This window comes from Acinetobacter sp. 228 (genome assembly GCF_048147885.1).
In genome coordinates, this window is sequence record NZ_JAYWYV010000005.1 from 1 (window position 1) to 17,305 (window position 17,305).

A 17,305-nucleotide genomic window follows, 5' to 3' on the forward strand; every position below is an offset into this window, starting at 1 on the left:
ATGGCAGGGGTAGCTGGATTCGAACCAACGGATGCCGAGATCAAAACCCGGTGCCTTACCACTTGGCGATACCCCTATCTACACTTTAAACTGAACTAAAGGTGATTCTTGTAAACTGTTGACCAGGTAAGCTTTACATGGTGCATTTGCAAGAATATCTTCGATATTCAGATTTTTAGTGACTTCAATAAACACACAAGCACCTGTACCTGTAAGCTTTGCTTTTCCGAACTGGTCGAGATATTGCATTGCTTCATCGACTTCAGGATATAAGCTTCTTGCCAGTGGCTCAAAGTTATTTCCAAAATCAGATGGCGTTTCCTGATAGGCGCAAAATTTAGAGCTCTTCGTGTCTCTTGTCAATGCTTTTTGCGAAAAAAGCAGTTGAGTGCTGATAAAACAATCAGGTTTTAACACAATGAATTTTTTTTGATCTAAGTCTATGAATGTTAAGTGTTCACCAATGCCTTCAGCCCAGGCATTTTTACCATGCACAAATATCGGGACATCTGCACCTAGCTTGACCCCAAGCTCTGCCAGTTGTTCAACATTTAAACCGCACTGCCAGAGCTGGTTTATTACAATCAGGGTCGTCGCGGCATTGGAAGACCCTCCACCCAGACCTGCACCCATCGGAATGTTTTTTTCCAGACGGATCTTTAGCCCGCAAGGCGTTTTGGCATAAGGCTTCAACAACTGTATTGCCCGATAGATTAAATTCTGTTCCAGATCGACAGAGGCCAGACCTTCAATCTGAATCGCATCATCGGCACTTGGTTCAAGCTCCAGCCAGTCATACAGGTCAATCAGCTGAAAAATACTTTGTAGTTCATGATAGCCATTTTCACGGCGACCGGTAATATGTAAAAACAAATTCAGTTTGGCAGGCGAGGGAACACGAATTATCATGGGCTGGAATCAGGTCAATTAACGGTTTTCAATGATCATTGTAATACGGTTTTCCGCGCCATTTTCAAGTGACTGCTTTAAAATCAAGCGGTTTGGCATTCTGGCCTGCGCATTATAATTAAGATCGACTGTCCAGCCCTGTTCCATAATCTGGCTAATCCGTTGCGTGTCGTCTTTTTGTAATTTTGCAGAGGTAGTTGCAGGACGGGCCTGTACCCAGTCCACTAAATAACTGATCGGTGCTTGCCAGCCGGTTGCACGTTGCAGTAATTCTTCGGCACTGGCTGCTTGAATCACACCGGTTTTTGCGCTGTTTAAGGTTACTTGTCCCGGGGTGCCAGAAATTTGGGTTTTACCCACGCCTAAGATACCGCTGAGCTCAATATCAAATTCTTCCTGCTGTTGTACCCAGGTAAAGAATGCACTGCCAGTCTGTTGAGGAGTGCGAACACCAATTTTACCTTGCAGCTGGAATTGATTGTCTGCCTGGACAGAAGGCGTCACGGGCTTTTGTGGATTGATCATCTGCTGACAGCCAGTCAAGAATAAGGCAGTTGCTGCAAAGGCACAGCAACCCAATTGGCTCAAATTGCGCATAAATAAATTAACTCGTTTGGGTTTGTGGTGCTAACAATAGCGAATTAAGTTGTTTCAATTCTGGGTCATTTGGATGATTTTGTTGTAATTGTTGTAACACTTGATGAAATTGTTGCAGATCACCTTTCATGTATAACGCACGGGCATAACGCACGCCAATCTTCACATTCGGGTTCAACTGATAAGCTTTGTAGAGCACGTCCGCAGCCGTGGCAAAGTCATTCTGTAAATAACAGATATAACCATAGGTATCCAAAATTGATGCCTGTTCTGGTGCATATTCCAGTGCCTGTTCGACATAGCGACGTGCTTCTTCCAGACGGCGGTTCTGCATCGCCAGAGTATAGGCATAGGCATTCAGATAGGTCGGACTATTCGGTTCAATGTTGAGTAAAGTAGTGAGTAGTTCGTCCAGCTTGACGCGATCCTGGTGCGGGTCCAGTAACAGGACTTGCGCGTAAACCAGTTCAGGGTCATCCGGCAGATTTTTGCTGGCTTCTTCCAGCAGGCGAATAGCGGCTTTTTTGTTCTGCATACGCGTCAAGATATCTGCCTGGGCCAGATAGAGAAAGCTGGCATGTTGCGGATAATTCACCCTTTCCTGGGTTAAGAAACGCAGTGCATCATGCAGTTTATCCTGCTGGGCGAAAATTGAGATTATATTGCGACGTGATACGGTATACAGACTGCCATCGACCAGACGGTAATAGGCTTTAGCCGTTTCATAATGCTGTTTGCGTTCTGCATTGACAGCCAGATAGTAATAGGCTTCGTTCTGATACTGCGCAGAATAACGCAGTTCGACCAGATATTTTTCGGCCTTTTCGTATTCTTCCAGATCAATGCTGGTCAGTCCGGCAATAAACAGGGCTTCTTCAGCAGTCGGCCATTTTTTTAGAATATCCTGCAGTTTTTTCAGCGCCAAACTAGCTTCATTCAGCTTGACCAGATATTTGACTTCAGCCAGACGTACGTCCAGATTATTGCGGTGCTTGCGGCTGGATTTTGCATACCATTCCTGTGTGGCATTGGCGTCGCCTAACGCGCTCAGCAGGTTGGCCTTCATTAGAATATAACCAGTTGCCTTTGGACGTTTCTTCAAGGCACGGTTAATTGTGTTTAATGCCTGTTTCAACTGGCCATTTTGTGCTTCCAGTCCGGCCACAAGGACGAGAATAGACGGATTGTCCCGAGCCTTGGTGGTGCTTAAAGCCTGAATCAGATAAGTACGATCCTCTGTTCCTTCGGGGGAAATTCCTGCCAGAATTTCTTCCAGATCGGCACTATCATCAATTTGCAGGATTTTTTCCAAGGTCTCTGCAGCCAGTTCATACTCATGCGCTTTTAAAGCAATATGCGATAAATAAAATAGGGCAGGGACATCTTGCGGCTCTTGTACCACCCAGTGTGTGGAAATGTCCAGGGCCGCCTGCAAGTCATTATGTTCTAGTGCGACATTTAACGCACGCTGTTTGACTGAAGTGGAGTTGCTCTTGATCGCCAGCACCGTATAGTTGTGCAAAGCAGTGGGAATGTCATGGGCAGCGATGGCAAACTCGGCCATCATACTTTGTTTTATCGCATCATAATTTTGATTTGCATGGTAAACTGCTTCCGCTGCATAGAGATGCGCAGTCGAAGCCATGCTACCCACCAGTAGGAATGTGGTAGAATATTGCTTAATTGTAGGGCCGTTGATACGGCTGATTGTTTGACGCAATTTTTTCTTGATCCAAGTAATGCTTTTTATGACACCGATGTTGCACAATAGCATAAATTTAGTGAAATGATGACCTGATATGTCTTTCTTTGCATTGGGTGTCAACCATCAAACTGCCTCTGTAGAATTGCGGGAACAGGTGGCTTTTAACCCTGAAAAGTTAAGAGACATTCTTGCCGAACAAAGCCAGCACCCTGAACTGAATGACATGGTGGTGGTGTCTACATGTAACAGGACCGAAGTTTATGCCATGTCAGAAAACGCTGACATGGTGCTGAACTGGCTCGCCCAAAAAAATGGGGTGGATGTCAAGCAACTGCAGCAGCATGTCTATCGTTACGAAAATGCGCAGGCAGTAACTCACTTGATGCGTGTCGCCAGTGGTTTGGATTCACTGATGTTGGGTGAACCGCAAATTCTGGGACAGGTCAAAACCGCCCTCTCTTTGGCCAAAGACTCTCATACAGTTTCGCGTGATCTCAACCGGATTTTTGAATATGCCTTTTATGCCGCCAAACGCGTGCGTTCGGAAACGGCTGTCGGCAGCCATGCCGTCTCGATGGGATATGCGGTGGCGCAACTTGCTCTGCAAGTATTTAGTCACCCTGACAAGCTGACCATTATGATCGTGGCAGCCGGGGAAATGAACAGTCTGGTGGCCAAACACCTCGCAGAGATGGGGGTAGGCAAGATCATTATCTGTAACCGTACCCGCGAGCGTGCGGATATTCTGGCACAGGAAATTGCACATCGGGTTGAGGTCGAAATTATAGATTTTGATCAGCTTGCAGAAAATCTGCATCGTGCCGATGTCATTTCCAGTTGTACCGGCAGTTTGCATCAGGTGATCCATTTTGCCGATGTGAAGGCTGCACTGAAAAAACGCCGTTACCAGCAGATGCTGCTGGTCGATCTGGCCGTACCGCGTGATATTGATGCCAAAGTAGAAAGCCTGGACGGGGTTTATCTGTATGGGGTCGATGACCTGCAAAGTGTCATTGAGGAAAATCTGGCACAGCGGCGTCAGGCTGCGGTTGAAGCCGAGATCATGGTCAATCAGTTGGCTACAGAACTGCTGACCCAGCAAAAGGTCAAACAGGCCGGGGCGACCATTCATGCTTACCGTGACCACGGGGAAACATTACGTCAGGAAGAGCTGGCATTGGCAATGCAGCGTATTGCCAAGGGCGAAAAGGCGGAAACGGTACTGGCCGATTTTTCACATCGCTTAACCCAAAAACTGTTGCATCCAACTTCTATTGTGCTGCGTGAAGCAGCCAAAGCGGAAGATCCTGCCTATTTTGAGCTGTTACAGGAAGAACTGGGCAATGTAGTTGCGAAGCGTCGTAAATCCAGGCACTCACTGTAATCAGCATGATGAGAGGCTTGGTTCTTTGCGGATTTGTACTTCAACATAAAACCCAGCCTGATTATTTGAGAAAATTATAAATAATACTGTGATCTAGTCTGACTTCATTTGATTCAAAAGAATCAATAATTTGAAAAATCAGTCTTCTAACAGGGTCATCGAGCGTTTGCGATCAATCTCATAAATCTGCATTTTCAGGTTTTTCATTTCAGCAATGCTGCTAAATTTCTTGGATTTAATCTTATTTTTCAAGCACTGATATTGCAGCTTGGTTGAAAAATCAGCCGCGAGCTTATCGGCCTGTTCTGGCGATGAGGTGTAATCGCTGACATTGGCATGCTGCAAAATATGCTGCAGTTCATGATGATGGGCTGCGCAGGCACCGAGCACATAATAGATCGACAGTTCTGGGTCATCCGGCAGGTCATCAAAAATCACATTCAGAATATTCAGAATTTTAAACAGCAGCTGATCTTCAGAGACCAGCGCGCGCAACGGTTCAAAATGAATATACAGATAAGGGTGATTCATCAAGATCGCAATTACATATTCTTCGGCATCAATTTTGGTACTAAAGCTTAAGGATGCATCCGTATTGACCTTGGGTTGCCATTTACGGTTAAAGCCCAGTTTTTCACGGAAAAATTGCTGCAGCAGATAACGGAAGGAACCGTGTTTGGGCAGTAGCTCGGTCAGATTTTTTAGTTCACCCATAACCTGACTCTTGCCTTCAGGTGTGGTGATGTCCTGATTTTGGGTCAGATGGGCAAACACGAAGTCCGACATCAACGGCGCCTGTTCCAGCAAGCGTCTGAAGTTTTCTATCCCTTCACGACGGATCAATGAATCCGGGTCATGGTCAGCGGGCAAAACAAAGAATTTCAGCTCTCGGCCATCATTCAGCAGGGGCAGGGCAATATCCAGAGTACGGCGTGCTGCTTTTTGACCGGCAGCGTCCCCATCAAAGGCAATGGTCAGCCGGTTGCTCTGCTTGAACAGAATATTCAGATGATCCGTATTACTGGCTGTACCTAAAGTGGCTACTGCGCCATGAATGCCATATTGCTGGAGCGCAATGACATCCATATAGCCTTCGACCATCAGCCATTCTTGGGCTTTCTGTTTGCGGCCCTCATAGAGGCCGTACAGCAACTGGTTTTTATGGAAGACTTCAGAATCTGGCGAGTTGATATATTTAGGCTTGATCTCGTCATTCAGGGCACGGCCGCCAAAGCCGACTACGCGCCCCTTGGTATCACGGATCGGGAAAATAACCCGCTCACGCAGCAGGTCAAAATCACGGCCACTGTCGCTGGTGCGAATCAGACCTAAAAGTTTTAAGCCCTCAATATCCTGAGGAAAGGCCTTTTCCAGATGTTGCCAGTCTTCAGGCGCATAGCCTAAGCGCCAATAAGCAATGGTCTCTGCAGTCAGACCACGCTGCTTGAAGTATTGCTGAGCACTTGAGCTATTTGGGAGTTGGCGCTCATAGAACTGCGCGATATTTTCCAGCAGATCATAGAGATTGCCATCTTGCTGAACTTCCGCCATGGGCAGATGTTCAAAAGAAGCAAAAGGGTCACCATAAAAATCCTGTTCGGCTGCCTGAAACTCTGCAAATGGGTCAAAACTCGCCGTAGATGCAGCACTCTTGTTTTCTGTTGCTGCATTTTGTTGCGGCTGAGCTTGTGGAACAGCTTGAGCAGGCGCAATTTTAGGTTTGGCTGCTTCACGTTTATATTTTAATTTATTGGAGTCGGTATTGTCTTTAGGCAGTTCGATGCCGGTCTGGCTGGACAGGTCCTTCATTACTTCGACGAAATTACGGCTGCCTATGTCCATCAAAAAACGGATGGCATTACCATTAGCCTGACAGCCAAAACAGTGAAAATACTGTTTGTCACGATAGACGTGAAAAGAGGGTGATTTTTCCTGATGGAATGGACAACAGCCCGAATAAGTACGGCCAGTTTTTTTTAGTTTTACGTATTGACCAATCACATCGACAATATCGGTGCGATCGAGAATCTGATCAATCGTATGTTGAGGAATGGCCATGGTCTGCTGAGCTTCTCGTGCTGCGTTATTTAGGAGTTAAATTATTGAAAATTAAGAGTCGGATGATTATTCCAACCCTATCAATGAATTACTTGGTATAACCTTTTTGCACAATTTGTTCAAGCATTGCTCAGAAAATGCAAAAGGGCAAGTATGATAACTTGCCCTTTGCAAAAATGCACCTGTAACAGTTGGCTTATTCAGCAGTTGGTTCAGCTTGCTCGGTTGTTGTATTTTTCGGACGGTCGAGTAAACCAAACGTCATACGATTGGTCAGGCTGCGTTTTTCTGCCTGTGATTCTGGAGACTGGGTAGAAGGATCCGTTACAGTCTTGGCTTCTTTACCAAAAATACCCAAGGTTGCACGGTTAAAGAAACTGCCTTCACTACGTGCTGCACGCAGGTTCACCGTACCATTGGTATTCACCAGGCCTGGATAGTTCAGTTTGAGCACTTCAATATATTGCTGTGAAGTGGCTTTATCGCCCAGTTTGTCATAGCCATAGGCAACTGTTGCCAAGGCTTCCGGAATCTGCGGAGTTTGAGGATAATGTTCAATTACCCACAAGCCACGCTCCACTGCTGCCAGATAAGCCTTACGCTTGATATTGAAACGTGCTGCATTCATTTCATGTTCAGCCAGTTCCTGACCGATAAACTTCATACGTTGTGCTGCATCGACTGCATACGTGCTAGATGGGTAACGGCGAATGAAATCGACAAAATTCTGGTAAGCCAATTTCAGGTAGCTGACATCACGGTGTGACTGTTTCAGTGAGGTATAACGCATCAGACCGTTATAATTCTGTTCCATGTTGGCGACACCACGTACATAGTAGGCGTAGTCGACATTTGGATGTTGCGGGTTCAGACGGATAAAACGCTCTGCCAGTGTAACTGCAGCTTCATATTCTTTTTGCTGGAATTTTACATACAACAGCTCAAGCTGGGCTTGTGGAGCGTACTGACTGGTCGGGAAATAAGTTTCCAGCGCTTCTAGCTGTTTTGCTGCATCGGTATATTGATTACGATCTAGCGCTTTCTGTGCTTTTTGAATATAAACCTGTTCGCTAGATTCCGGACCTTTATCCACGACGTCTTTTTTTGTTGGATTACTGCTACAGCCTACCATTGCCGATGCAATGCCTAATGTCACAGCAAGCATTGTCATTTTATAATGTGGTAGCGACATAAAAATTCCTCTGTTAATACGGGCAATGAGCTACAATTGCACTATTAAACCACTTTTGTCTGAATGAGCAAATGAGTCAAGCACAATCTTCCAATTCTAATATCCCTGATACTGATTTCAATTTACTTGAAGATTCTGAGGATGCAGATAACCATACTTCAGAAGCAACTGCAACACGTTTATCGTTGCAATTTCAACTGGATGAAACTTATATCGGGCAACGAATCGACCAGATTGCAGCGATGGTCTGGAGCGATTTTTCCCGAGAAAAATTAAAGCAATGGATCAAAGAAGGTAATTTATTGGTGAATGGCCAACCGGTCAAGCCTAAATTTAAAAGTGATGGTTTCGAAATCCTGACCTTAAATGTCGAGCTTGAAGCGCAAACGCGCAGCCTGCCGGAAGACATTCCACTGGATATCATCTATGAAGACGAAGATATTATCGTCATCAACAAACCAGTCGGTATGGTGGTACATCCGGGTGCCGGCAATACCTCGGGCACCTTGGTGAATGCTTTATTACACCACTATCCAAAATCTTCTGAGCTGGCGCGAGCAGGTCTGGTACATCGTATCGATAAAGATACCAGCGGTTTATTGGTGGTTGCTAAAAATCTGGAAGCACAGTTTGCCTTAAGCAAACAGCTTGAGAAGAAATCGGTGTATCGTCTCTATGATCTGGTGGTTTACGGCAACATTATTGCTGGCGGCACCATTGATGAGCCGATCAAACGCCATCCGGTGGATCGTGTAAAAATGGCAGTTCTGCCAGGCGGCAAGGATGCAGTAACCCATTACAATGTTAAAGAGCGGTTCCAGCACTTCACCCGTGTTCAGGCACGTCTGGAAACCGGACGTACCCATCAGATTCGTGTGCATTTTAGCTATATCGGCTATGGCCTGGTGGGTGATCAGGTATATATGCCGCGTGTCCGTATGCCTGCAGGCGCATCGCAATTGCTAGATGATACTTTACGTGGCTTTAAGCGTCAGGCTTTACATGCCGTGCAACTGGGACTGAAACATCCGCGCACCAAAGAAGAAATGACCTTTGAAGCACCGTGGCCGGAAGACTTTGCCAATCTGGTAGAAGTGCTGCGTACCGAAAACAAAGCCTATTAATCTTTTTATTTAGCTCGCGTCAAAGCAAGGAATCGAGATGCAATTTGTACCAGGACTTCCACAAGGTGTGTATGTGGGTCAGACCCGTGTCCATCATGCGAAAGTGCAGCCATCTACACAGCCTGAACTTGCAGGTTTTAATCTGGCCTTGCATGTGCAGGATAATGCGCAACGGGTACAACAGCATCGTATGGCTTTACTGCAGGATTTCGCTGCCTTTGGTGTAGATAAGATTACCTGGATGACCCAGACGCATAGCACCATCTGTCATACGATTAATGAGCAGATACCTTTTGAGGCACTGGTCGGCGATGGTCTGGTGACGCAGCGTAAGGCGCATGCCTTAATGATGATGACCGCAGACTGTTTGCCAGTAGTATTAGGTAATACGGAAGGTACGGAAGTTGCGAACTTGCATGCTGGCTGGCGCGGTCTGGCGGGTGGGATTATCGAAAATACCCTTGCAGCCATGCAGACTCCGCCGACTTGGGCTTGGCTCGGTGCAGCCATTAGTCAACCTTGTTTTGAAATTGGTGCTGAAGTAAAAGCAGCTTTTTGTGAGAAATATCCTGAACTGGACAGTGCGTTTCAGCCCGGTGGACAGGCTGGTAAATATTATGCTGACCTGTATGCGATTGCGCGTTATATCTTGCAGCAACACGGCATAAATACCGTATTGGGTGGGGATCAGTGTTCTTATCGTCAGGCGGATGAATATTTCTCTTATCGCCGCGAAGCTAAAACCGGGCGTATGGCGACATTCGTGTTTATGACATGAAAATGTTAAACTTAACTGAATTTTTTGGCTTTTGAGCGTTATGTCCCTATCTTCCAAATCTGTTGCGATTGTTTATCACAGTCCTTATGGACACACGGCTAAAGTGGCAAATTTTATTGCCGATGGTGCACGGGAAACCGGTGTTCAGGTACATATGATGAATGTCGAACATATAGACTGGGAGGTGCTGGACGCTGCCAATGCGATTATCTTTGGCTGTCCAACCTATATGGGTAGCCTGACAGCTGCCATGAAGCTGTTTATGGAACAGTCTTCCAAGCGCTGGCTGGCACGTAGCTGGCAGGGTAAGCTGGCAGCAGCCTTTACCAATGGTGGCGGACTCAGTGGCGACAAGTTGGCAGTATTGCAGCAGATCAACCTGTTCGCCATGCAGCATGGCATGTTGTGGAGTGGCTTGCCATTAATGCCGACAGGACGTGCCGTCACGGATCTGAACCGGATGTCGAGCTTTTTGGGTTTAATGACCCAGTCGGATAATGCGCCAGTAGAGTTGACCCCGCCTGAAGGTGATTTAAAAACTGCATTCTGGTTTGGTGAGTATATTGCCCTGACGCTTGCGCGACTAAATAGTCATACTTAAAATCATAAAAAAAACCTCCAAATGCGGAGGTTTTTTTATATGCAACTTTTAATCCATTATTTATGGAAAATTCGCGCTTTATCACGTTGCCAGTCACGGTCTTTTTCAGTAGCACGTTTGTCATGGAGCTGCTTACCTTTGACCAGGGCAATTTCCAGCTTGGCATGCGGGCCTTTCCAGTAGCAGGCCAACGGTACGCAGGAATAACCTTTTTGATTAATTGCACCTTGCAATTTTTCAATTTCACGACGGTTCAGCAACAGCTTGCGAGTACGGGTTGCTTCAGGCACTACATGGGTCGAGGCGCTTAACAAAGGTTGAACCTGAGCACCAAACAGGAAAGCTTCACCATTTTTAAAGGTAATATAGCTTTCGACAATGGTCATACGCCCAGCGCGCATTGATTTGACTTCCCAGCCTTTTAATGAAAGCCCCGCTTCAAATTTCTCTTCAATAAAATAATCGTGGCGGGCACGTTTATTCAGTGCAATGGTACCGCCATTATTTTTTTTTACTACAATAGATGCTTTCGCCATAATCTGATACTTCCAAACGTGCTGCTATTGTACCGCAACTAGAAATAAGGTGAAGTTTTTTAAATTAATGAGGATTATTCACCAAAAAAACAAGTTTTTGCTAAAATAAGATTCTACATAACAAACAGAGTACAAATGGATGTCTAAAACTCGTGTGATTTATCCGGGGACTTTTGATCCAATTACCAATGGACATATTGATTTGGTAGCACGCGCAGCGCGAATGTTTGATGAAGTCGTAGTGGCGATTGCCATTGGTCATCATAAGAATCCGGTATTCAGTCTGGAAGAACGTGTTGCATTGGCGAAAGAGTCATTGAGTCATTTGGACAATGTTGAATTTGTAGGTTTTGATGGGTTGCTCGTCAATTTTTTTCGTGAGCAAAAGGCGACGGCTGTACTGCGTGGTTTGCGTGCAGTGTCCGATTTTGAGTATGAATTTCAGCTGGCCAATATGAACCGGCAGCTGGACTCCCACTTTGAAGCAGTGTTTTTGACCCCTTCAGAGCAATATTCTTTTATTTCATCCACTTTAGTGCGTGAAATTGCTCGATTAAGAGGTGATGTAACCAAGTTTGTACCACCAAACGTGGTTGCTGCCTTCGAGCGTAAACTTCAACAAGGTTGGTAGCGTGTCTTTATATATCACCGATGAATGCATTAACTGTGATGTCTGTGAACCTGTATGCCCGAATGAGGCGATTTTCATGGGTGAAGTCATCTATGAAATTAACTCGGACCTGTGTACGGAGTGCGTCGGACATCATGATCAACCGCAGTGCCAGCTGTTCTGTCCGGTGGATTGTATTCCACTGGATCCGAATCATGCTGAAACGCAGGAACAGCTGCAAGCCAAGTATGAAAAACTGACTGCTCAAAAAACATCAAGCAATTAGTCTGGATATTTGGTACTATGCCGCTCGAAGTGAGCCAGACGATCGCTGCTGTGGAAATCTCCGTGATTGAAGCAGGGGAGGAAAGTCCGGGCTTCATAGGGCAAGGTGCCAGGTAACGCCTGGGCGGTGCAAACCGACGGCAAGTGCAGCAGAGAGAAGACCGCCTTCATTATGTTTTCGAGCAATCGGAATCGGAGGTAAGGGTGAAAGGGTGCGGTAAGAGCGCACCGCATGGCTGGTAACAGTTCATGGCGAGGTAAACCCCACCGGAAGCAAGACCAAATAGGAATCCATTAGGCATGGCCCATGCTGGATTCGGGTAGGTCGCTTGAGCGCATGAGTGATTGTGCGCCTAGAGGAATGATCGTTCACGACAGAACCCGGCTTATCGGCTCACTTCAACAAATTTTGATCAAACAGCACAATATGGGGTTGACGCTCTTTAAAGAAAATCCCATAATGCGCGCACAGTTTAAGGCTATGTAGCTCAGTTGGTTAGAGCACCGCACTCATAATGCGGGGGTCACAGGTTCAAGTCCCGTCATAGCCACCATATTCTGAAAAAACCCACTCCGATTGAGTGGGTTTTTTTATGTCTGATATTTGATGATGATGTTGGTGGAAAATCTGAAAAGCACTACAATAGTTAAAATAAAACAAATAACAAGAATATGTATGATGATTAAAAATTTAATACTATCAACTCTGATTTTCTTTATTGCTTTACCTGTTTTTGCTGCAGATTCAATTAAGTCACTTCCTTTTAAAGAAAAAAATATTTCCAAAGCAGAAATAAGATCAATTTGTCAAAAAGTAAAATTTAGTTGTGATGAGAGTGATGCAAAACTTTGGGTAGTTAAAATTGCTGAAGCTGAAAAATATTATTTAATTGATGAAAATTTACAAATTATTCAGCTTTCAAAAAATCTTGGAAAATATCAAATCATTGATTATTGGGATCTAACCACGTATCAACAGGTTTATGCGCTTAAAGAGGATAAGAGTGGTATAGAATTTATATATCCTGCCTTATACCCACTCAATCGGCATAGTTATGCTATTGCCTTAATTCATGGCTGGGTTTCAAATGATGCAGGTGAACAGAATGCACAGTTTATTCAATTACTTCCAAAAGGAAAGACAAAACTGGTCTTCGAGCATTTACCTTTTTACGAATACCAGAATCGACTTTCCTGCTACAAAGATATGAAAGATAAAAAGAATAATTATTGTGATGATCAGAAGGAGACCGTACTTAAGATCAGCTATAGAGATGTAGGATTGGCTTATTATGAATGGCGTTTAAGTTATTTGAATATAAACTGGCTTAAGAATAATAAAATCGACGAATATAAACAGCGGAGTTTGGCGTTAATCCCTTTTATTCAAGCGCAGTAAAGGCATGTAGCAGTGATCTAAAATCATCCGTCTGCAACTGTTCACGCATTTTTAAAAACTGCTTTTCATCTAAGTCATAGAGCTTTATTAATCATAGTGTCAGCCCAAAAGGGAGAATTGTTAGCTATTTTCAAAGTTAACTTTATTTTTCTTTTGACTGATCCGGTTCATTTTTCGAACTGGCTAAAGTACTATTTAAAATTGCACTATAGATAGGCGTTGCACCTAACGTTTGTGCCATAAATGTTGCTGCCAGACAGGTAATAATCAGCGGTAGAATGAGCACAAAACTTCCCGTCATTTCCATAACAACCATGATACCTGTTAGTGGGGCGCGAATTGTGGCAGCAAAAAGACCAGCCATCCCCAGCACTGCACAGTTCAGTAATTCAATATCATATTGAGGAAAAACGGGCTGTGCGATCATGCCAAACAACACCCCTATAATTGCACCTAAAGCAATTGTCGGTGCGAAAATACCGCCAGGCGCACCTGAACCGAAACATAAAATAGTGGCAATAAAACGTAAACACAGAAGAATCAAAAGCGGATAGAACATGGTCATGCCATCTACAAGATTTGGCAAAATAGCGAAACCACCCCCTGTCATTTCAGGTTTTAGTAAGCTTAAAACCCCAAAAGTACCTGCAAGCACAGCACCTGTTAAAGGAAAGAAATATTGTTTCTTTTGATAAAACAAACCCAGAATACGACGTAAAGTTAAAATAAGAGAATTGGATAAAGAACCAATCAAGCCAAGAAACAGACCTAAAAAAATATAAATCCAGACAGATTTTAAGGGGGCTGCCAAAAAAGTCCCCATATCTAAAATGGGATTAGACCCCATAATAAACTGATAGACCATGCAAGAAGTAATACAGCCAACAAAAACAGCTTTAATAGAGGCCTTGGTATAAGTAAATTCAGGCCGCATCTCTTCAATAACAAACAAGATGCCACTCAGCGGTGCATTAAATGCAGCAGTAATACCTGCACCTGCACCAGTCGCAATGAGAGTATGGAGAGACTCATTATTTTTAACTTTACATAGGTCGGCAGTCATTTTTCCGAGATTGGCACCTATTTGCACAGTAGGTCCTTCACGTCCTAAGACCATTCCGCTACCTAATGCGCCTAAACCACCAAAAAATTTAACAGGAATGACACGCCACCAGCGTACTGGGCGTAAATTGAGTAGTGCTCCTTCGACTTCGGGAATTCCTGATCCTCCTGTTTCAGGGGCAAACCTTTGTACAAGATAATAGGCAAACGCACCCATAGCAGCAGTGATGCAGAAAATTAAAAAATAGCTTAAATAGGGTGAGGCATGCTCAACATGCTGTGAGAACTGTTCACGGTAGCTAACTGTATAATTAATGCAAATATGAAAAAGGGAGCCAAGTAAACCTGTTGCAGCGCCCACAATGCTGGCGAGTATAAGAATGATAAAAGGTGAGCGTTTTTGCCAGCTTTCTATCTTATGGGTTGCAGTACTGGCGAGTACTTTGGCTGTTTGCATACGCTATCCTGCACTTGGCTTTTCTAATTATAATTGAACACCTTGGCGGTATTTTTACACACTCTGTATCAAAACTTTCTAGTTATCGATATTGGACTGAGCAGTATTTAAGGTCTCTATGTTAAATAAAGTGCCAGTTGCTGAATGTCATCTGTTTGTAATTGTTCACGCATTTTTAAAAACTGCTTTTCATCTATATCGTAAATTTTAAGTGAAAGCAGTTTTTCGATATCTTCTTGCGGGAAACGGTATTTAATGATTTTTGCAGGTACGCCGCCCACAACTGCATAAGGTGGCACATCTTCAGTCACAACAGCACCTGTTGCGACCACAGCACCTTCACCAAGCTTTACACCGGGCATAATCATGGCACGAGAACCAATCCAGCAACCATCACCAATGATCGTGTCACCCGCAAGCTCAAAACCCCGTGTATCGAACGGAAACGCTGAAATCCAGTCCGTGCGGTGCAACTGGTTGCCACCCATCATGATCACGCACTCAGCGCCAAAACAGACGAAATTTCCGATATAAAGCTGATCAATCGGTTTCTCAGGCGTCGCAGGCTTATCATGCAGATAACGCACTACACAACGCTCAAAACCCTGATCCCAATACGCTGAGTAGTAAGAGTAATTCCCTTTAATGTGAATGTTCGGATTCTTCACTGTTTTTGAGATGAATTCGAATTCACACCAGTGATTCACAGGAGAATTAATTAACTTTTCAGACATGAGGAGGCTATAATCACAAGGAGTGCACCATTATACCGAATTGCCCTTTAAGCTGAATCAACAATCTCAAGTCAGCTAGTGAATCGAATATTAAAGCACGTGCTGACCTTGCTTAAGTGCTACGAGGAATACGGGCAATCACTTTAATTTCAAAATCAAAACCTGCTAACCACGTGACACCTACAGCTGTCCAATTAGGATAAGGCTTTTGCGTAAACACCTGATTTTTCACCTTCATGATGCTTTCGAACTGCCGTTCCGGATTAGTATGAAAGGTGGTGACATCAACTATATCATCGAATGTACAACCAGCCGCTGCCAATGTCGAAGCTAAATTTTCAAAAGCTCGTTCTACCTGTTTCTCAAAATGTGGTTCAGGAGAGCCATCTTCACGGCTACCGACCTGACCCGATACAAATAGTAAATCTTCCGATTTGATCGCAGCAGAATAACCATGCTGTTCATATAGGGCATGGCGGTCTTGGGGAAATATCGCAGTTCTAGTCATGTCTATTCTCATTCAACATCTAATTTATAAGTGAGTGAAAGCAGTCCAACTTTCACATACGCATCGTATGTCAAAATAATTGACATACGATGCGTATGTCAATTAAAATTTTTATAAAGATGGTGTGATGAAAATAAATGTCTGTCCGTGAACAAAAGATGGCGGAAACCCGCAAGAAATTAATTGAAGTGGCACGCCGTGCATTTGCAGAATATGGCTATGCGGACACTTCAATGGATAAGCTTACTGCAAAGGCAGGATTGACCCGTGGTGCGTTGTATCATCATTTTGGTGATAAAAAGGGCTTATTTGCTGCAGTAGTCGAACAGATCGATTCGGAAATGGCTTTATCTGCGCAGCAACATCTGGAGCAGCCTGATGATCTGTGGGAAGGATTGTTGCTTGAAGGTCAAACCTATATTCAAAATGCCTTGAAGCCGGAATTCCAGCGCATTGTGCTGCGTGACGGACCGGCTGTGCTAGGTGATCCTGCACATTGGCCAAGTCAAAACAGATGTTTGCAGTCCACGCGTGAATGTGTTGAACAACTGTTGGTAGCAGACCGAATTAAAACAGTTGATCCGGAAGCTGCTGCGGTATTTTTAAATGGTGCTGCAATGAATGCAGCACTCTGGGTGGCTTCTAGCGAATATCCTGAGCAGGTACTGCCTAAGGCTTTACATGCATTTAATTTATTTGCCTCGGGGTTTTTAAAAGAAGCACAGCACTAATTCGTTTGTAGGAAGCGTGTAAAGGTAAAAAACCCCTCAATTGAGGGGGTTTTTAAGCTTAAGTATCTAATATTTAGATATATTCAACTTTTACAATTTCGTATTCAACTTCACCGTTTGGTGTATTGATTTTCACATCGTCGCCTTCGCTTTTACCCAAAAGGCCACGTGCAATCGGCGAGTTTACAGAGATCTTGTTAATCTTAAAGTCTGCTTCGTCATCGCCTACAATTTTGTAGGTTTTCTGTTCTTCAGTATCCAGATTTTCAATCGTGACTGTTACACCAAAAACCACACGACCATTCTGTTCCAGTTCTTTGACATCGATCACCTGAGCTGCACCCAGTTTGCCTTCGATGTCCTGAATACGGCCTTCACAGAAACCTTGCTGTTCACGTGCTGCATGGTATTCTGCATTTTCTTTTAAGTCGCCGTGTTCACGAGCTTCCGCAATCGAAGCGGTGATACGTGGGCGATCAACTGTTTTCAGTTGGTGTAATTCTTTCTCTAAGGCAATTTTGCCTTCAGGTGTCATAGGATAACGTTGCATGTTGTCCCTCAAAAGTCAGTTGAAAGATATAAAATCTATAAATAAAAAAAAGCCCGCCACCAAGAAGGTAGCGGGACTTCTTGGA

At 44.3% G+C, this 17,305-nt stretch carries 18 protein-coding genes, 2 tRNA genes, 1 other RNA gene and 1 pseudogene; 10 read left to right on the forward strand and 12 right to left on the reverse strand.

All coding sequences use genetic code 11. From position 1 onward, the window contains the following. Window position 1: 1 nt before the first annotated feature. The 4 genes from VXQ92_RS05250 to VXQ92_RS05265 form a co-directional block, all read right to left on the reverse strand. Window positions 2-76: transfer RNA gene (locus VXQ92_RS05250), tRNA-Gln, on the reverse strand. A gap of 2 nt (window positions 77-78) precedes the next feature. Beyond that, window positions 79-906 (reverse strand): 4-(cytidine 5'-diphospho)-2-C-methyl-D-erythritol kinase, encoded by an 828-nt coding sequence (gene ispE, locus VXQ92_RS05255; RefSeq protein ID WP_416680859.1) that lies wholly within the window; start codon window positions 904-906, stop codon window positions 79-81. Between the two features lie 21 nt (window positions 907-927). After that, a complete protein-coding gene (gene lolB, locus VXQ92_RS05260; protein WP_064102435.1) occupies window positions 928-1,506 on the reverse strand; it encodes a lipoprotein insertase outer membrane protein LolB in 579 nt (192 codons plus the stop codon). A 7-nt stretch (window positions 1,507-1,513) separates the two neighbouring features. Next, entirely contained in the window at window positions 1,514-3,226 is a 1,713-nt protein-coding gene (locus VXQ92_RS05265; RefSeq protein ID WP_416680747.1) for a tetratricopeptide repeat protein, read from the reverse strand. Window positions 3,227-3,305: 79 nt separating this feature from the next. Here VXQ92_RS05265 and hemA point away from each other — a divergent pair, with 79 nt between their 5' ends. Continuing rightward, window positions 3,306-4,595 carry a glutamyl-tRNA reductase gene (gene hemA / locus VXQ92_RS05270; RefSeq protein ID WP_064096347.1) on the forward strand — a complete coding sequence of 430 codons (1,290 nt, stop codon included), beginning with the start codon at window positions 3,306-3,308 and terminating at the stop codon, window positions 4,593-4,595. Window positions 4,596-4,733: 138 nt separating this feature from the next. Here hemA and VXQ92_RS05275 read toward each other — a convergent pair whose 3' ends face one another. Beyond that, window positions 4,734-6,653 (reverse strand): DNA primase, encoded by a 1,920-nt coding sequence (locus VXQ92_RS05275; RefSeq protein WP_416680749.1) that lies wholly within the window; start codon window positions 6,651-6,653, stop codon window positions 4,734-4,736. 196 nt (window positions 6,654-6,849) lie between these two features. Beyond that, on the reverse strand, window positions 6,850-7,845 hold the full coding sequence (locus VXQ92_RS05280; RefSeq protein WP_416680751.1) for an outer membrane protein assembly factor BamD: 996 nt from the start codon (window positions 7,843-7,845) through the stop codon (window positions 6,850-6,852). 71 nt (window positions 7,846-7,916) lie between these two features. Here VXQ92_RS05280 and rluD point away from each other — a divergent pair, with 71 nt between their 5' ends. Genes rluD through VXQ92_RS05295 form a run of 3 tightly spaced genes read left to right on the forward strand, consistent with a single transcriptional unit; the run spans window position 7,917 to window position 10,348 of the window. Then, on the forward strand, window positions 7,917-8,969 hold the full coding sequence (gene rluD / locus VXQ92_RS05285) for a 23S rRNA pseudouridine(1911/1915/1917) synthase RluD (RefSeq protein WP_064102432.1): 1,053 nt from the start codon (window positions 7,917-7,919) through the stop codon (window positions 8,967-8,969). Between the two features lie 37 nt (window positions 8,970-9,006). Next, window positions 9,007-9,747 (forward strand): peptidoglycan editing factor PgeF, encoded by a 741-nt coding sequence (gene pgeF, locus VXQ92_RS05290; protein WP_416680754.1) that lies wholly within the window; start codon window positions 9,007-9,009, stop codon window positions 9,745-9,747. A gap of 40 nt (window positions 9,748-9,787) precedes the next feature. Further along, window positions 9,788-10,348 (forward strand): flavodoxin family protein, encoded by a 561-nt coding sequence (locus VXQ92_RS05295; RefSeq protein WP_416680755.1) that lies wholly within the window; start codon window positions 9,788-9,790, stop codon window positions 10,346-10,348. A gap of 56 nt (window positions 10,349-10,404) precedes the next feature. Here the strand turns inward: VXQ92_RS05295 and smpB are convergent, their stop codons facing one another. Next, window positions 10,405-10,884: an SsrA-binding protein SmpB gene (gene smpB / locus VXQ92_RS05300; RefSeq protein ID WP_064096341.1), complete on the reverse strand. Its 480-nt coding sequence runs from the start codon at window positions 10,882-10,884 to the stop codon at window positions 10,405-10,407. Between the two features lie 139 nt (window positions 10,885-11,023). On the opposite strand from smpB, the gene coaD reads away from it, so the two are divergent. The 5 genes from coaD (at window position 11,024) to VXQ92_RS05325 (ending at window position 13,178) form a co-directional block, all read left to right on the forward strand. Next, window positions 11,024-11,515: a pantetheine-phosphate adenylyltransferase gene (coaD, locus tag VXQ92_RS05305; protein WP_416680756.1), complete on the forward strand. Its 492-nt coding sequence runs from the start codon at window positions 11,024-11,026 to the stop codon at window positions 11,513-11,515. 1 nt (window position 11,516) lies between these two features. After that, the gene (locus VXQ92_RS05310) at window positions 11,517-11,780 is read left to right on the forward strand and encodes a YfhL family 4Fe-4S dicluster ferredoxin (RefSeq protein ID WP_064102430.1); all 264 of its coding nucleotides are present in this window, start codon (window positions 11,517-11,519) and stop codon (window positions 11,778-11,780) included. A gap of 26 nt (window positions 11,781-11,806) precedes the next feature. After that, window positions 11,807-12,184: RNase P RNA component class A (gene rnpB, locus VXQ92_RS05315), an RNA gene on the forward strand. Window positions 12,185-12,256: 72 nt separating this feature from the next. Beyond that, a tRNA-Met gene (locus VXQ92_RS05320) sits at window positions 12,257-12,333 on the forward strand. A gap of 53 nt (window positions 12,334-12,386) precedes the next feature. Then, entirely contained in the window at window positions 12,387-13,178 is a 792-nt protein-coding gene (locus VXQ92_RS05325; RefSeq protein WP_252146097.1) for a hypothetical protein, read from the forward strand. On the opposite strand, the pseudogene VXQ92_RS05330 reads toward VXQ92_RS05325, so the two are convergent. The 4 genes and pseudogenes from VXQ92_RS05330 to VXQ92_RS05345 all read right to left on the reverse strand — a co-directional run. After that, window positions 13,162-13,266, reverse strand: a pseudogene (locus tag VXQ92_RS05330) (antibiotic acetyltransferase); the annotation flags it as partial. The gene VXQ92_RS05325 and the pseudogene VXQ92_RS05330 overlap by 17 nt on opposite strands. A gap of 54 nt (window positions 13,267-13,320) precedes the next feature. Further along, window positions 13,321-14,697, reverse strand: coding sequence for a H(+)/Cl(-) exchange transporter ClcA (gene clcA, locus VXQ92_RS05335; RefSeq protein ID WP_064102862.1), 1,377 nt, complete (start codon window positions 14,695-14,697; stop codon window positions 13,321-13,323). Between the two features lie 116 nt (window positions 14,698-14,813). Further along, the gene (locus tag VXQ92_RS05340) at window positions 14,814-15,431 is read right to left on the reverse strand and encodes a CatB-related O-acetyltransferase (protein ID WP_416680758.1); all 618 of its coding nucleotides are present in this window, start codon (window positions 15,429-15,431) and stop codon (window positions 14,814-14,816) included. A gap of 112 nt (window positions 15,432-15,543) precedes the next feature. Continuing rightward, a complete protein-coding gene (locus VXQ92_RS05345) occupies window positions 15,544-15,939 on the reverse strand; it encodes a RidA family protein (RefSeq protein WP_416680759.1) in 396 nt (131 codons plus the stop codon). 137 nt (window positions 15,940-16,076) lie between these two features. Here VXQ92_RS05345 and VXQ92_RS05350 point away from each other — a divergent pair, with 137 nt between their 5' ends. Beyond that, on the forward strand, window positions 16,077-16,670 hold the full coding sequence (locus tag VXQ92_RS05350) for a TetR/AcrR family transcriptional regulator (protein ID WP_416680760.1): 594 nt from the start codon (window positions 16,077-16,079) through the stop codon (window positions 16,668-16,670). 73 nt (window positions 16,671-16,743) lie between these two features. Here VXQ92_RS05350 and greA read toward each other — a convergent pair whose 3' ends face one another. Further along, a complete protein-coding gene (gene greA, locus VXQ92_RS05355) occupies window positions 16,744-17,220 on the reverse strand; it encodes a transcription elongation factor GreA (RefSeq protein WP_144724369.1) in 477 nt (158 codons plus the stop codon). Window positions 17,221-17,305 lie beyond the last annotated feature (85 nt).

Bases quoted from the DNA above. Each gene is read 5' to 3' on its own strand.
- lolB (WP_064102435.1), bottom strand. From the start codon at position 1,506: ATGCGCAATTTGAGCCAATTGGGTTGCTGTGCCTTTGCAGCAACTGCC.
- hemA (WP_064096347.1), top strand. From the start codon at position 3,306: ATGTCTTTCTTTGCATTGGGTGTCAACCATCAAACTGCCTCTGTAGAA.
- VXQ92_RS05275 (WP_416680749.1), bottom strand. From the start codon at position 6,653: ATGGCCATTCCTCAACATACGATTGATCAGATTCTCGATCGCACCGAT.
- VXQ92_RS05280 (WP_416680751.1), bottom strand. From the start codon at position 7,845: ATGTCGCTACCACATTATAAAATGACAATGCTTGCTGTGACATTAGGC.
- rluD (WP_064102432.1), top strand. From the start codon at position 7,917: ATGAGTCAAGCACAATCTTCCAATTCTAATATCCCTGATACTGATTTC.
- pgeF (WP_416680754.1), top strand. From the start codon at position 9,007: ATGCAATTTGTACCAGGACTTCCACAAGGTGTGTATGTGGGTCAGACC.
- VXQ92_RS05295 (WP_416680755.1), top strand. From the start codon at position 9,788: ATGTCCCTATCTTCCAAATCTGTTGCGATTGTTTATCACAGTCCTTAT.
- smpB (WP_064096341.1), bottom strand. From the start codon at position 10,884: ATGGCGAAAGCATCTATTGTAGTAAAAAAAAATAATGGCGGTACCATT.
- coaD (WP_416680756.1), top strand. From the start codon at position 11,024: ATGTCTAAAACTCGTGTGATTTATCCGGGGACTTTTGATCCAATTACC.
- VXQ92_RS05325 (WP_252146097.1), top strand. From the start codon at position 12,387: ATGATGATGTTGGTGGAAAATCTGAAAAGCACTACAATAGTTAAAATA.
- clcA (WP_064102862.1), bottom strand. From the start codon at position 14,697: ATGCAAACAGCCAAAGTACTCGCCAGTACTGCAACCCATAAGATAGAA.
- VXQ92_RS05340 (WP_416680758.1), bottom strand. From the start codon at position 15,431: ATGTCTGAAAAGTTAATTAATTCTCCTGTGAATCACTGGTGTGAATTC.
- VXQ92_RS05345 (WP_416680759.1), bottom strand. From the start codon at position 15,939: ATGACTAGAACTGCGATATTTCCCCAAGACCGCCATGCCCTATATGAA.
- VXQ92_RS05350 (WP_416680760.1), top strand. From the start codon at position 16,077: ATGTCTGTCCGTGAACAAAAGATGGCGGAAACCCGCAAGAAATTAATT.
- greA (WP_144724369.1), bottom strand. From the start codon at position 17,220: ATGCAACGTTATCCTATGACACCTGAAGGCAAAATTGCCTTAGAGAAA.